The sequence below is a fragment of the Streptomyces sp. NPDC029956 genome (assembly GCF_055574655.1).
In genome coordinates this window covers 70,579-84,560 of the sequence record NZ_JBVHZJ010000024.1, presented here as the reverse complement: position 1 = coordinate 84,560, position 13,982 = coordinate 70,579, and the positions used below count along the sequence as shown (strand labels likewise).

Below are 13,982 nucleotides of genomic sequence, written 5' to 3'. Positions count from 1 at the left end.
GGTTCCCGGGGGAGAGCGTCTCGCCCAGCGGTCTCCGTGTCTCAGCGACCCGCCGCCCGGTCCCGCCGCCGTGTCTCAGCGCCCCCTCGCCGTCCGGTACCGCCGCCGTATCTCCTCCTGCCAGCCGGGAAGTTCGGCGGCGTGGTGCTCGACGAGCCGCCGGATCTCGTCCCCGTACGGGCCGCGGACCTCTTCGTCCAGCCGGCGCAGCTCCCCAACGACGTCCCGGCGTGCCGTCCAGCGCAGGGTGACGTCGGGGTCGTCGGCCAGCCGCAGTGCGGCGAGGAGCCTCGCTTCGTCGTCGTGCATCAGGGCGAGACCGGCGGCGCGCTGGGCATGCGGCCGGCCGGGTGCCGCCAGATCGAGCAGGAAGGAGAGCGGGAGTTCGCACTTGTTCCACCCCACCGCGGCTCTCGCCACCCGTGTCACGCTCGCCGCGGGGTCCTCCAGGAAGGGCACGGTCTCCCGCCAGTCGAGGCCGTGCCGGGACCGGAGCAGGTCCAGCGCCGCGGCCCGTACGTCCCCGTGCGCCGCGGTGAGGAGGACGCGCAAGGCCTCGGGGTGACGGCGTACGGCCCTGAGGACGGTCTTCCGCACGGTCCGGTCCGGGTCGTCGGCGAAGGCCACCGGCCCGTCGCCGGGCAGGGCGCCCAGCATGCGCAGCACGCAGAGCGCCCGGGCGCGTACCGGCCCCAGGGCGTGCCGGGACAGCTCGTGGAAGAGCGGGACGTCCTCGGGGTCCCGACGCTCGGCGAGCCCGCTGACCGCCGCCGGGGTGACGGTCGCCGGGTCGGCGCACAGGGCGCGGTACACCGGATACGGATCGAGCCCCGCCGCCCGCAGCTCCCGGCGCGCGAGGGCGCGCACCGGGGCGTGCGAGTCCGTCAGATGCCGTACGAGGTCGTCGCCCCGCCCGGCTGACCGCAGCCGTTCCACGGCCGCGACCCGTACGGAGGCGTCGCGAGCGGTGGCCAGCTCGTCGAGGAACGGGCTCGGGTCGTGCTCGTCCAGCAGGGCGGCGAGGGCGGCGCGCCGGGCGACCCGGTCGTGGTGGGAGACGGCGAGCCGCGCCAGGTCCTCGGGCCCGAGGAGGCCCTCCTCGCGGGCCGTGGCGAGGGCCGCGCGTCCGAGGGCGGGGTCCCGGCGGAGCCCCATGAAGGCGTGGAAGCGGGCGAGGACGTGCTCGCGGGTCGTACCGTCCGCCACTTCCTCCAGGGCCCGTCGGTCGAGCCGTACCGCCGCGCGCACCGCCTCTCCCGCGACGCCCACGTCGGTGTCCCGCTCGGCCGTCGCGTACGCCCCGGCGGCGTCCAGCAGTCCCGCTGAGACGGCGGCCCGCACCCCGGCCCTGCGGCATGCGTAGCGGCGGCTCGTCAGCAGCTGGGCCACGGCCGCCGCCACCGTCTCGCCGTCCCGGCCGGTCCGGGCGAGGACCGTCTCCCGCGCCCAGCCCCCGTGCCGGCGCAGGTCCAGGAGCAGTGCGAGCGGCACCAGGGCCCGTGCGGCTGCGTCCGCCGCGGCGTCGGTCCCGCCGAGTGCCCCGCTCAGGACCGTGCGGGCGAGCTCGCGGACCGTACCGTCCGTGTCGGCGCACCGGACGAGGACGAGCGGCAGTGCGGCGGCGGGCAGCGCGCCGTCCTCGGCGAGCCGGAGCGCGGCGGCGCGGAGCCGGGGGTCGGCGTGGCAGAGGGCCAGCGCGATCTCGGACTCGGTGGGCGGTACGGACCAGGCGGCGACCCCGCCCGGTCCGCCGCCCGGTCCGGTCTCGTGCCAGTGCGGGGCCTTCGTCCAGTCCGCCAGTTCACGGTCGTCGAACCAGTGGAAGCCGACCCGGACGCGGCCCCTCGACCAGCGCGGGCCCGGCCGCCACGTATGCACCGCGACACCTTGGTCGAGGCTCGCCCAGTCCTCGGCGCGGCCCGCTTCCACGGCCTTGGCGATGCCCTTTCCGTGCAGCAGTCGTTCTCCGGGGGAGCGGCGTCGGGTGGGAAGCAGGGGAGGCAGCGGTTCGGGCGGTGTCATGCGCCGGACTGTAGTGCTGCCCCGCGCCCTCCACCTGCGAATATTCCGCCTCTGGGCGGAGCGGCCCCCCGCATGGATTGACGAATCATGCAGAGTTCTGCATACTCATGCATGTCGATGGTCGCGAAGACTGAGGAGCAGCAGTGAGCAGCAACAACGGTGATGTCCGGCTCTGGGGCGGACGGTTCGCCGACGGTCCTGCCGAGGCCCTGGCGAAGCTCTCCGCGTCGGTCCACTTCGACTGGCGCCTCGCGCCGTACGACATCGCCGGCTCCCGCGCCCACGCGCGCGTGCTGCACAAGGCCGGGCTGCTCACCGACGACGAGCTGACCGGCATGCTCGCCGGCCTCGACCGGCTTGAGGCGGACGTCGCCGACGGCACCCTCGTCGGCACCATCGCGGACGAGGACGTCCACACCGCCCTGGAGCGGGGTCTCCTGGAGCGCGTCGGCCCCGACCTCGGCGGCAAGCTGCGCGCCGGCCGGTCCCGCAACGACCAGGTCGCCACCCTCTTCCGGATGTACCTGCGCGACCACGCGCGGATCATCGGCGGCCTCGTCGCCGACCTCCAGGACGCCCTCGTCGGCCTCGCCGAGGCGCACGCGGACGTCGCCATGCCCGGCCGCACGCACCTCCAGCACGCCCAGCCGGTGCTCTTCGCCCACCACGTCCTGGCCCACGCCCAGTCCCTCTCCCGGGACGCCGAGCGGCTGCGGCAGTGGGACACCCGGACGGCCGTCTCCCCGTACGGCTCCGGCGCCCTCGCCGGCTCCTCCCTCGGGCTCGACCCGGAGGCGGTCGCCAAGGACCTCGGCTTCGAGCGCGGCTCGGTCGGCAACTCGATCGACGGCACGGCCTCCCGCGACTTCGTCGCCGAGTTCGCCTTCATCACCGCGATGATCGGCATCAACGTGTCGCGGATCGCGGAGGAGATCATCATCTGGAACACGAAGGAGTTCTCCTTCGTGACCCTCCACGACGCCTTCTCCACCGGCTCGTCGATCATGCCGCAGAAGAAGAACCCGGACATCGCCGAGCTCGCCCGGGGCAAGTCCGGCCGCCTCGTCGGCAACCTCACCGGACTCCTCGCCACGCTCAAGGCGCTCCCGCTGGCCTACAACCGGGACCTCCAGGAGGACAAGGAGCCGGTCTTCGACTCCTGTGACCAGCTCGAGGTCCTGCTGCCCGCCTTCACCGGCATGATGGCCACGCTCACCGTGAACCGGGAGCGCATGGAGGAGCTGGCCCCGGCCGGCTTCTCGCTCGCGACCGACATCGCGGAGTGGCTGGTCAAGCAGGGTGTGCCGTTCCGGGTGGCGCACGAGGTGGCCGGTGAGTGCGTGAAGGTCGCCGAGTCCGAGGGCAAGGAGCTGGACGAGCTGACGGACGAGCAGTTCGCCAAGATCTCCGAGCACCTCACCCCCGAGGTCCGCACGGTCCTCGACGTCCCCGGCGCCCTCGCCTCCCGCAACGGCCGGGGCGGCACCGCCCCCTCGGCGGTCGCCGTCCAGCTCGTCGAGGTCAAGGCCGACCTGGTGATCCAGCACGCCTGGGCCGCCGCCAAGAAGAAGTAACCCGCTCCCCTCGGCGCGTCACAGCGCCGCCGCCCAGTCCGCGAGCGCGTCGAAGTCCGGCCGGAGCAGTCCCAGCCGGGGATCGACGTGCAGCAGCAGGGCGGCGGCGAGGTGGTTCTGCTCCACGAACTCCCGGTCGTACGGGGTGATGTCGTCGTCCACCCAGGCGAACGGCCGCCCCGCCGCGTACTCCAGGATGTACTGCGTCTTCCAGAAGGTCCCGCGAGGGGCCTTTCCGTGCATCACGGGCCAGTCGACGAACGGCAGCTCGGGCAGACCCAGATGCGGCCCGATCCAGTCGTTCGCCTCGCCCTTCCAGGTCGTCGCCCAGACCAGCTCGTACGCCTCCGCCAGCGCGCGCAGCTCACCCCCGTGCGCCGGATTCAGCCACACCCGCAGCGGCTTCGTCCCGAACCAGCCGCCCGGCCGCATCCGGTGGGTCGCATACCCCTCGGGGCGCCGCTCGCGCTGCGCCGCGTAGGGATTCAGCGGCCCGTCGACGTCGATCAGCAGCAGTGGCTTCGTCATGTTCACAGCATTCCGTTCCCGCCCGGGTGAGGCGTCGAATTATTGAATGAGACATGAACGTCTCATTCGGTGTATGGTCGTCTCATGTCAGTCGATCGCACCCAGGTGCTCCACGCAGCCGCCGCCCTGCTCTCCCGCAAGGCGACCGCCACGATGGACGAGGTCGCCCGGTCCGCCGGAATCGGCCGCGCCACGCTGCACCGGCACTTCGCCGGACGGGACGCCCTGGTGAGGGCGCTCGAAGAGCACGGGCTGCAGGAGATGGAAGGCGCCCTCGACCGGGCCGGGCTCGACGACGGGCCCGAAGACGAGGCCCTGCGCCGGCTCGTCGCCGAGGTGGAGCACGTCGCACCCCTGCTGTCGTTCCTCGTCACCGAGAACCAGCTCTTCGAGGGCGACCAGCAGCACGTCGGCTGGGCCCGCATCGACGCCCGCGTCTCCGCGCTCTTCCGGAGCGGACAGGAGAGCGGCGCCTTCCGGATCGATCTGACCCCCGCCTGGCTCACCGAGGCCTTCTACGGGCTCGTCGGTTCCGGCGCCTGGGCCGTGCAGGACGGCAGGGTCGCCGCCAAGGACTTTCAGTACATGATCGCCGAGCTGCTGCTCGGCGGAGCGCGCAGGAGCGTGGAGAAGTGACCGTCAGCACCCTCAGGACCACGGACCATACCGAGGGCGTGCGCCGCCCCGGCCGGTGGCTCGCCCTCTCCGTTCTCGTCCTGGCCGTCCTCCTCGTGGCGGTCGACGCCACGGTGCTGGGACTCGCCACCCCCTTCCTCTCCGAGGACCTGAAGCCGTCCGGCACCCAGCTCCTCTGGATCGGTGACGTCTACTCCTTCGTCATCGCCGGACTCCTGGTCTCCATGGGCAGCCTCGGCGACCGCATCGGCCGCAAGAAGCTGCTCCTGATCGGAGCCACCGCCTTCGGCGCCGTCTCGGTGCTGAACGCCTACGCGACCAGCCCCGAGATGATGATCGTGGCGCGCGCCCTGCTCGGCGTCGCTGGCGCGACCCTGATGCCGTCCACCCTGGCGCTCATCCGGAACCTCTTCCACGACCCGCGCGAGCGCAGCCTCGCCATCGGCATCTGGGGCGCCATGGCCTCGGCCGGCGCCGCCGTCGGACCGGTCGTCGGAGGCTTCCTCCTGGAGCACTTCTGGTGGGGCTCGGTCTTCCTCATCAACCTGCCCGTCATGGCGGTCCTCGTCTTCGTCGGCATCAAGCTGATTCCGGAGTCCAAGAACCCCAGCCCGGGTCCCTGGGACCTGCCGAGCGTCGCGCTCTCCCTCGTCGGCCTGATCGGCATCGTCTACGCGATCAAGGAACTGGCCTCGCACGGCCTGACCGCGGACGCGGGCGTCGCCGCCCTGGCCGGTGCCGGTGCCCTGACCTGGTTCGTCCGCCGGCAGCTGACCCTGCCCGCGCCGCTCCTGGACATGCGGCTGTTCCGCCACCGCGGGTTCTCGGGCGCCGTACTCGCCGACCTGCTGACCATCCTCGGCCTCTCCGGCCTCGTGTTCTTCCTGTCCCAGTTCTTCCAGCTGGTCCAGGGCCGGCAGCCCCTCGAGGCCGGCCTCGCCGAACTCCCGGCGGCGGTCGGCGCGGTCACGGCCGGTCTGATCGCGGGTCTGGTGGCCCGCCGCTTCTCCGTACGGTCCGTGGTGGCCGGCGGTCTCGCGGCGGTCGGCCTCTCGCTCGCGGTCCTGACGACGCTCGACCAGCACACCGGCTACCCACTCCTCGGTGCGGCTCTGCTCGTGGTCGGCGTGGGCGCCGGGTTCGCCTTCACCGTCACCGCGGACGTGATCCTGTCCAGCGTCCCGAAGGACCAGGCCGGCTCCGCCTCAGCGGTCTCCGAGACCGCGTACGAACTGGGCGCCGCGCTCGGCATCGCCGTCCTCGGCTCGATCGTGACGGGCGTCTACCGGGGCTTCGCCACGCCGGCCGACGTCCCCTCGGACGTGGCGTCCGCCGCCCACGAATCGCTCGGCGGCGCGGTCGAGGCCTCCGGCGCCCTCGCCCCCGACACGGCGACGGCCCTGGTGTCGGCCGCCCAGGAGGCCTTCGTCGACGGTCTGCGGATCGCGGCCGGCGTCGGCGCGGCGGTCCTCCTCGCGACGGCGGTCGCGGCCTGGTTCCTGCTCAAGGGCCAGAAGCTGGAGGACGGCGTCGAGCACTGACGCCGACGTATACGACGGTGCCCCGTACGGCCGGAAGGCCGTACGGGGCACCGTCACCTGTCCCTCAGGACCGAGCGGTCGTCCGCGGGGACTACGCGGCCTTCGCCTTGGTGGCGTACATGTCCACGTACTCCTGGCCCGAGAGCCGCATGACCTCGGCCATCACCGAGTCCGTCACCGCCCGCAGCACATAGCGGTCGCGGTCCATCCCGTCGTACCGCGAGAACTCCATCGCCTCGCCGAAGCGGACCGTCACCCGGCCCGGACGCGGGAAGCCCGCGCCACCCGGCTGGATCTTGTCGGTGCCGATCATCGCGAACGGGATCACCGGCGCGCCCGTCATCAGGGTGAGCCGCGCGATGCCCGTACGGCCCCGGTACAGACGGCCGTCGGGGGAGCGGGTGCCCTCCGGGTAGATCGAGAAGATCTTGCCCTCCTCGAGGACCCGGCGGCCGGTCATCAGGGCCGCCACACCACCGCGGCCGCCGTCCCGGTCCACCGGGATCATGCCGACGCTGGTGAAGAACCAGGCCATCGCCCGGCCCTTGACGCCCTTGCCCGTCACGTACTCGTCCTTGCCGATGAAGTAGACCGGACGGTCCAGGCAGATCGGCATGATCATCGAGTCGATGAAGGTCAGGTGGTTGCCGGCGAGGATGACGGGACCGGTCCCCGGGATGTTCTCGGCGCCCTCCACGCGGGGGCGGAACATCAGGCGCATGACCGGCCCGAGCACTGCCTTGATGATCGCGAGACGGGACAACGGTTCCTCCGGTGGGACGCGGGTCAGTCGAGCTGACGGTGCAGCTGGCGACGATACTCGCGGGTCACGTCCGTGCGCACATCGGGTTCACCGAGTGGATACGCAGTGTTGACGTGTGTTTCCGCCATGTTCGGCGTAGGTCTGCCGCCCGTAGGGCCCCGATGCCTAGCGTCGGGGGCACCCGTCGACAGGTGCGGGACATGACACAGGAGGACACCACATGACCCAGGGCGAACGCCGGATCCCGGCCCGGCGCACGGTTCTCGGAGCGGCGGGCGCCACCGTCCTCGGCGCCTCCACGACCCTCGCCGCCGGCGGCGGCGAGGCACAGGCGGCGGCGTCGGGGACCGTCGAGGCCCCGTCCGCCGCGGCGGGCCGGGGCCACGGCCGCGGCTACCGCTCCCTGCCCGTCCCCACCGTCATCGCCCACCGGGGCGCCAGCGGCTACCGCCCCGAGCACACCCTCGGCTCCTACCGGCACGCCCTGGACCTCGGCGCCCACGTCATCGAGCAGGACCTCGTCCCCACCAAGGACGGGCACCTGGTCTGCCGTCACGAGAACGACATCACCGGCACCACCGACGTCGCCGACCACCCGGAGTTCGCGTCCCGGAAGACCACCAAGAGCGTCGACGGCGTCTCCCTCACCGGCTGGTTCACCGAGGACTTCACGCTCGCCGAGCTCAAGACCCTCCGCGCCAAGGAGCGCATTCCGGCCGTTCGCCAGGAGAACACCCTCTACGACGGCCGCTGGGCGGTCCCCACCTTCGAGGAGGTGCTGCGCTGGGCCGAGGAGGAGGGCCGACGCCGGGGCCGCGAGATCTGGCTCCACGTCGAGACCAAGCACCCCACCTACTTCCGCTCCCTCGGCCTGGGCCTCGAGGAGCGCCTCGCCAAGCTGCTCCGCCGGTACGGCCGCCACCGCGCCGACTCCCCGGTGTTCCTGCAGTCCTTCGAGCCGACCAGCATCCAGCGGCTCGCGAAGCTGGTCGACTCGCCCGGCGTGGTCCTGCTCTCCGGCGCGACCAGCCGCCCCTGGGACTTCGTCCGGGCCGGGGACCCGCGGACCGTCGCCGACCTGGTCACGCCCCAGGGCCTGCGCTGGATCGCCTCGTACGCCAAGGGCATCGGCCCCACGCTCGACCTGGTGATCCCCAAGGACGCGAGCGGCCGCCTCGGCGACCCGACCACCCTGGTCCGCGACGCGCACGCGCAGGGCCTGATCCTCCACCCGTACACCCACCGCAACGAGAACTCCTTCCTGCCCGCGGACTTCCGCAGGGGCACGGACCCGACGGCGTACGGGGACTCCTTCGGGGCCCTGCAGCGCTACCTGGAGACGGGGATCGACGGCATCTTCTCCGACAACCCGGACACCGCCCTGCTGGGAGCCGCGGACCTCACCGCCCGCGACTGACCGCCGCGTCCACGAGGACCGTGCGGGTCCGCCGATCGGGCCCGCACGACCTCCTCCCGGGTGGTTTGGCGCCCGAACCGCAACCATGCCCGCGTGCCCCGGCATGTTGCGGTGCATGACGACCCCCGTGACCGCACCCGTGACCACCCCCATGTACCCCGAGTCCGTCGAGGACGCCGCCCCCGGGCTCCTCGCCGCCCTCGCCCCCCTGCTCGCCGCCGAGTCGGACGCCGAGGCGCCGGCCGCCGGTGTCGAGCCGAGCGACCTGGAACAGGCCGTCTGGCTCCGCCTCCTGGAGCAGCTCCGCGACACGGGCACCGCCCCCGAGCGCCCCGCCGAGTGGCTGCGCCGCGCGGTGCGCGCGGAGGCCCGCCGGGCCCGCAGGACGAGCGACCGCGAACGCCCCTACCGCGACGAGCCCGGCCACGACCCGGGCACCTCCGGGCCCCAGGGCTCCCCCGAGCACTCGCTGATGGCCGCCGAGGGCCGCCGCACCCTGCGCGCCGCCGTCACCAGGACCCCCGGCCGCTGCCCCCGGGTGCTGACCGCGATGCTCGATCCCGAGGACCCCACGTACCGGGAAATCGCAGGAGAGTTGGGTATCTCACAGGGCAGTCTGGGGCCGATGCGTTCCCGTTGCCTGGGATGCCTGCGCAGAATGCTGGCTGCAGAGGTTCCCGCCCCCGGCCGACGGGGAAGGGTGCGGTAAACCGATGATCGACAGATGAGCGGGAGGCGTGCACACATGGGCCTGAGTGTGACCATCTCAGCGGCGGACGCGGCGGACGCGGAGCACATCCTGAAGCTGCAGTACCTCTGCTACCAGAGCGAGGCGGAGCTCTACGGGGACTGGTCCATCGAACCGCTCACCCAGTCGCTCGACGCCCTGCGCGCGGAACTGGCCGAGGGGTACGGGCTGGTGGCCCGGCTCGGTGACGAGGTCGTCGCCTCCGTACGGGCCCGGCTCGACGACGACGGCACGGTACGGATCGCCAAGCTGATCGTGCACCCGCGGATGCAGCGGCACGGCCTCGGCGGCCGCCTTCTCGACGGCATCGAGCGCCACTTCGCCGAGACGGCCGACGCGGCCGTGCAGCCGGCTCCGTCGCCCAAGCGCTTCCAGCTCTTCACCGGCCACCGCAGCGAGGGCAACCTGCGCCTCTACCGCAGCAAGGGGTACGCGCAGGTAGCCACCCGCGAGCTCGGCCCCAAGCTCACCCTGGTGACCTTGGAGAAGGCCGCGGCCTGACTCAGGCGGCCGTCGCGGTACGCGACCGGCGCAGCCACCAGATGCCGCTCAGCGGCAGCAGGACCGGAATGAAGAGATAGCCGTAGCCGTAGTCCGACCAGACCGTCGCGTCCGGGAAGGCGGACGGCTCGAGCAGCGTCCAGGTCCCCACGATCAGTACGCCCGTGAGCTCGGCGGCGCAGCACACCAGCGCCGCCCTGCGGGCCCTCTCCCCGCCCCGCACCAGCGTGTAGGTGATGAAGGCGTAGACGACGGCGGCCACCGCCGACAGGGTGTACGCGAGCGGCGCCCGGTCGAACTCGGTGGCGATCTGGTAGATCGAGCGCGAGACCGCGCCGACCGACATCACGCCGTAGAGCCAGACCAGCAGGATGCCCGGGCCCGTGACGAGACGGGCCTTCGTGCCCTGTGCCGCCTTCTCCTGCGTCCCGGTCATGGTCAGCCCACCGTCCAGATGTCGTGGAGACGCACTTCGAGCACGGCCAGGACGACCGCGCCGGCGGCCACCGTGGCCGAACCCCACCGGCTGCGCTCCGCGAGCGACATGAAGCCGGCGATGGGCACCGCGCACAGCGCCCCCAGCAGATAGGCGACGAAGATCGTCGCGCCCTCCTCGGCCTTCTCGCCGCGCGTCAGCTGCACGATCCCGACGATCAGCTGGACCAGGACGAGGAAGGTCACCACGGCCATGCCGATGAAGTGCCAGTCCTTGGTCGACTGGTCGCGGAAGGCGGCGAAGCCGCACCAGGCGGCGAGGGCGAGCGCGGCCACGGAGACCGCGACCGTCAGGGCGTCAAGCATGCGCCCGAGGGTATTACGGTGCGAATGGCCCGATGCGCTCGCCCCCCGCGCCGTCGCCGCGGGCAGCCGCGCGGACCGTGGCCTGTGCCACAGCCGACGCCCGTGACCGCCCCGGCGCGCCCCTCGCGGGCCCCGGCGTGAGGTGCCCGTCCCCGCAGGCCACACGGGCAGAGCGGGCGGAACGAGGGCCTCCGGAGTGTCCGCATGGCGTCTCAATGACGTCCGCTATTCGGACAGCCCCCTTTCGTTCGCACCTGCGCATGCTTTACTTGCAGACATGACCACGACGAGCAGCCGCACCCTTGCGACCGAGGCGATCCACACGCCCGGTGCTCGTTGTATGTGTCGAATGTGCGCCTTCTGAGGGTCCCCGCCTGAGTTTCGCGCCCCGAAGCGAGACCGACGGCCGTGCCGTTCCTCCCGCCTTCCGGCGACGGACCGTGCCCGCCCCAGCGCACCGCCGAGACTCCGGCCACCCGCCGGACCGGCCTCCGTGCGCCTGCCTGTCCGAAGACGAATGCCCCGTGCACGACGGACCCCGCGTCGCGCACTCGACAGTGACGGAAACCCCCTGTGATCACCACTTCGGGCCTGACCAAGGTCTACGAGTCGCGCGGCCGACAGGTCACCGCTCTGGACGGTGTCGACCTCCACGTCCGCGAGGGCGAGGTGTTCGGCGTCATCGGCCAGAGCGGCGCCGGCAAGTCCTCGCTCATCCGCTGCGTCAACCTCCTGGAGCGCCCCACCTCCGGCACCGTGACCGTCGACGGCGTGGACCTCACCGCCCTCGCCGGCAAGGGCCGCCGCGCGGGCAAGGAGCTGCGCCGGGCACGCAGCAGCATCGGCATGGTCTTCCAGCACTTCAACCTGCTGTCCTCCCGCACGGTGAAGGACAACATCGAGCTTCCCCTGGAGATCCTCGGCGTCTCCGGAGCCGAGCGCTCCCGCCGCGCCCTCGAACTCCTCGACCTGGTCGGCCTCGCCGACAAGGCCAGGTCCTACCCCGGCCAGCTCTCCGGCGGCCAGAAGCAGCGCGTCGGCATCGCCCGCGCCCTGGCCGGCGAGCCCAAGGTCCTGCTCTCCGACGAGGCCACCAGCGCCCTCGACCCGGAGACCACCCGCTCCATCCTCCAGCTGCTGCGCGACCTCAACCAGCAGCTCGGCCTCACCGTCCTGCTCATCACGCACGAGATGGACGTCGTCAAGACGATCTGCGACTCGGCCGCGCTGATGCAGAAGGGCCGGATCGTCGAGTCCGGCACCGTGAGCGAACTGCTCGCCACCCCCGGCTCCCAGCTGGCGGCCGAACTCTTCCCGGTCAGCGGCGCCCACACCGGCCCCGACCGCACGGTCGTCGACGTCACCTTCCACGGCGACGCCGCGACCCAGCCGGTGATCTCGCAGCTCTCCCGCACGTACAACATCGACATCTCGATCCTCGGGGCGGCGATGGACACCGTCGGCGGCCGCCAGATCGGCCGGATGCGGATCGAACTTCCCGGACGGTACGAGGACAACGTCGTCCCGGTCGGCTTCCTGCGCGAGCAGGGCCTCCAGGTCGAGGTCGTCGAGGAGACGCTCACCGAAGAAACGGTTGTCCAGGAAGCGGCGACCCTGCTCGTGAAGGAAGGTGCCAAGTGACCTGGTCCGAGATGCAGCCGCTGCTGGAGCAGGGCACCGTCGACACCCTCTACATGGTCCTGTGGGCCACTGTCGTCACCGTGCTCGGCGGCCTTCCGCTCGGCGTCCTCCTCGTCCTCACGGACAAGGGCGGACTGCTGCAGAACCTGCCGGTCAACAAGGTCGTCGGTGCGATCGTGAACATCGGGCGTTCGCTGCCGTTCATCATCCTGCTGATCGCCCTGATCCCCTTCACCACCCTCGTCGTCGGCACCTTCATCGGCCCCACCGCGATGATCGTGCCGCTCGCCATCGGCGCCATCCCCTTCTTCGCCCGCCTCGTCGAGACCTCCATCCGCGAGGTCGACCACGGGCTCGTCGAGGCCGTCCAGGCCATGGGCGGCGGCATCCCCACCATCGTCCGCAAGGTGCTGCTCCCACAGGCCCTGCCCTCGCTGATCTCGGGCGTCACCACCACGGTCATCGTCCTCATCGGCTACTCGGCGATGGCCGGCGCGGTCGGCGGCGAGGGCCTCGGCTCCAAGGCCGTCACCTACGGATACCAGCGCTTCGACACCACGTTCATGCTCGTCACCGTCGTGGTCCTGGTCCTGATCGTGACCGTCGTCCAGCTCATCGGCGACGGAGTCGTACGACTCCTCGCCCGCCGGGGCCGCACCGCGTAACGGCCCCCCGGCCACCCAGACTTCGTCCTTTCGAAGAACAGCCCGGACTTGTTGTCCAGGCGACCACCGCACCACCGGAAAGAGGCACTCTTCGTGCGTAAGAACATCAAGCTCACCGCCGGTATCGCCGCCACCGCAGCCCTCGCCCTCGGCCTCAGCGCCTGCGGCACCTCCTCGGACCCCGGGTCCAAGGACTCGGCCGGCTCCGGCGACACCTCCAAGGCGCTCGTCGTCGCCGCGTCCCCGACGCCGCACGCCGACATCCTCAACTTCGTCAAGGACAACCTGGCCGAGAAGGCCGGCCTGAAGCTGGAGGTGAAGGAGTTCACGGACTACGTCCTGCCGAACACCGCCACCGAGTCCGGCCAGGTCGACGCCAACTTCTTCCAGCACAAGCCGTACCTCGACGACTTCAACAAGAAGAACAACACCCACATCGTCCCGGTGGTCGACGTCCACCTGGAGCCGCTGGGCCTCTACTCCAAGAACATCAAGTCGGTGAAGGACATCAAGGCGGGCCAGACCATCGCCGTCCCCAACGACACCACCAACGGGGGCCGCGCGCTCCAGCTGCTCGCCGAGAACGGCCTGATCACCATCAAGCCGGGTGTCGGCACCAACGCCAAGCTCTCCGACATCACCGACAAGAAGGGCCTGGAGTTCAAGGAGCTGGAGGCCGCCACCGTGCCCCGCGCCCTGAACGACGTGGACGCCGCCGTCATCAACGGCAACTACGCCATCGAGGCCAAGCTCTCCCCGGCCACGGACGCCATCGCCCTGGAGAAGGCGGACGGCAACCCGTACGCCAACTTCCTGGCCGTCAAGGAGGGCAACGAGAAGGACGCCCGCGTGCAGAAGCTCGCGAAGCTCCTCAACTCGCCCGAGGTGAAGAAGTACATCGAGGACACCTACAAGGGCTCGGTCATCCCCGCCTTCGGCGCCGCCCAGTAGACTCCGGCGTCCGAGGGACCGTCAGACCGGTTCCCCCGTACAGTCCTTGAGCAGGAAGGCCCCCGCACCCCGTCCGGTGCGCGGGGCCTTCGCCACACCCCCACCCGACACCGACCCGACCATGCGCACCGGCGCCCCCATGCTGCATGCTGTGCGTTCACGGTCGATTCGGACGGTTCACGGCATGGAGCTGC

General features: G+C 71.7%; 14 protein-coding genes. 9 read left to right on the top strand and 5 right to left on the bottom strand.

The annotated features are described in order from the left end of the window. Positions 1-75 precede the first annotated feature (75 nt). Complete coding sequence (locus ACZ4XX_RS20595) at positions 76-2,022, bottom strand: hypothetical protein (RefSeq protein WP_468509287.1); 1,947 nt, start codon at positions 2,020-2,022, stop codon at positions 76-78. Between the two features lie 143 nt (positions 2,023-2,165). On the opposite strand from ACZ4XX_RS20595, the gene argH reads away from it, so the two are divergent. Then, positions 2,166-3,596, top strand: a complete 1,431-nt coding sequence (argH, locus tag ACZ4XX_RS20590) for an argininosuccinate lyase (RefSeq protein ID WP_468509286.1) — start codon at positions 2,166-2,168, stop codon at positions 3,594-3,596. An 18-nt stretch (positions 3,597-3,614) separates the two neighbouring features. Here argH and ACZ4XX_RS20585 read toward each other — a convergent pair whose 3' ends face one another. Further along, positions 3,615-4,124 (bottom strand): HAD domain-containing protein, encoded by a 510-nt coding sequence (locus ACZ4XX_RS20585; RefSeq protein ID WP_468509285.1) that lies wholly within the window; start codon positions 4,122-4,124, stop codon positions 3,615-3,617. An 84-nt stretch (positions 4,125-4,208) separates the two neighbouring features. On the opposite strand from ACZ4XX_RS20585, the gene ACZ4XX_RS20580 reads away from it, so the two are divergent. Together ACZ4XX_RS20580 and ACZ4XX_RS20575 are read left to right on the top strand one after the other, a co-directional pair. After that, positions 4,209-4,760, top strand: a complete 552-nt coding sequence (locus ACZ4XX_RS20580; RefSeq protein WP_468509284.1) for a TetR/AcrR family transcriptional regulator — start codon at positions 4,209-4,211, stop codon at positions 4,758-4,760. After that, a complete protein-coding gene (locus tag ACZ4XX_RS20575) occupies positions 4,757-6,301 on the top strand; it encodes an MFS transporter (protein WP_468509283.1) in 1,545 nt (514 codons plus the stop codon). The genes ACZ4XX_RS20580 and ACZ4XX_RS20575 overlap by 4 nt, the downstream gene beginning before the upstream one ends. Positions 6,302-6,392: 91 nt before the next feature. On the opposite strand, the gene ACZ4XX_RS20570 is transcribed toward ACZ4XX_RS20575, so the two are convergent. Continuing rightward, entirely contained in the window at positions 6,393-7,064 is a 672-nt protein-coding gene (locus ACZ4XX_RS20570) for a lysophospholipid acyltransferase family protein (RefSeq protein WP_187622686.1), read from the bottom strand. A 220-nt stretch (positions 7,065-7,284) separates the two neighbouring features. On the opposite strand from ACZ4XX_RS20570, the gene ACZ4XX_RS20565 reads away from it, so the two are divergent. From ACZ4XX_RS20565 to ACZ4XX_RS20555, 3 genes are all read left to right on the top strand, one after another. Next, a complete protein-coding gene (locus ACZ4XX_RS20565; RefSeq protein WP_468509282.1) occupies positions 7,285-8,481 on the top strand; it encodes a glycerophosphodiester phosphodiesterase in 1,197 nt (398 codons plus the stop codon). 151 nt (positions 8,482-8,632) lie between these two features. Further along, positions 8,633-9,190 carry a sigma-70 RNA polymerase sigma factor region 4 domain-containing protein gene (locus ACZ4XX_RS20560; protein WP_468509320.1) on the top strand — a complete coding sequence of 186 codons (558 nt, stop codon included), beginning with the start codon at positions 8,633-8,635 and terminating at the stop codon, positions 9,188-9,190. 36 nt (positions 9,191-9,226) lie between these two features. Continuing rightward, a complete protein-coding gene (locus tag ACZ4XX_RS20555) occupies positions 9,227-9,730 on the top strand; it encodes a GNAT family N-acetyltransferase (RefSeq protein WP_468509319.1) in 504 nt (167 codons plus the stop codon). Position 9,731: 1 nt separating this feature from the next. Here the strand turns inward: ACZ4XX_RS20555 and ACZ4XX_RS20550 are convergent, their stop codons facing one another. Both ACZ4XX_RS20550 and ACZ4XX_RS20545 read right to left on the bottom strand, forming a co-directional pair. Then, the gene (locus tag ACZ4XX_RS20550; protein WP_468509281.1) at positions 9,732-10,166 is read right to left on the bottom strand and encodes a hypothetical protein; all 435 of its coding nucleotides are present in this window, start codon (positions 10,164-10,166) and stop codon (positions 9,732-9,734) included. A 2-nt stretch (positions 10,167-10,168) separates the two neighbouring features. After that, entirely contained in the window at positions 10,169-10,531 is a 363-nt protein-coding gene (locus ACZ4XX_RS20545; RefSeq protein WP_468509280.1) for a hypothetical protein, read from the bottom strand. Between the two features lie 573 nt (positions 10,532-11,104). Between ACZ4XX_RS20545 and ACZ4XX_RS20540 the strand changes: the two genes are divergently transcribed. The 3 genes from ACZ4XX_RS20540 (at position 11,105) to ACZ4XX_RS20530 (ending at position 13,788) form a co-directional block, all read left to right on the top strand. Then, the gene (locus tag ACZ4XX_RS20540) at positions 11,105-12,172 is read left to right on the top strand and encodes a methionine ABC transporter ATP-binding protein (RefSeq protein ID WP_468509279.1); all 1,068 of its coding nucleotides are present in this window, start codon (positions 11,105-11,107) and stop codon (positions 12,170-12,172) included. Continuing rightward, entirely contained in the window at positions 12,169-12,837 is a 669-nt protein-coding gene (locus ACZ4XX_RS20535; protein ID WP_406056682.1) for a methionine ABC transporter permease, read from the top strand. Before ACZ4XX_RS20540 ends, ACZ4XX_RS20535 begins: the two co-directional genes overlap by 4 nt. Positions 12,838-12,930: 93 nt before the next feature. After that, complete coding sequence (locus tag ACZ4XX_RS20530; RefSeq protein WP_468509278.1) at positions 12,931-13,788, top strand: MetQ/NlpA family ABC transporter substrate-binding protein; 858 nt, start codon at positions 12,931-12,933, stop codon at positions 13,786-13,788. The last annotated feature ends 194 nt before the right edge of the window (positions 13,789-13,982 follow it).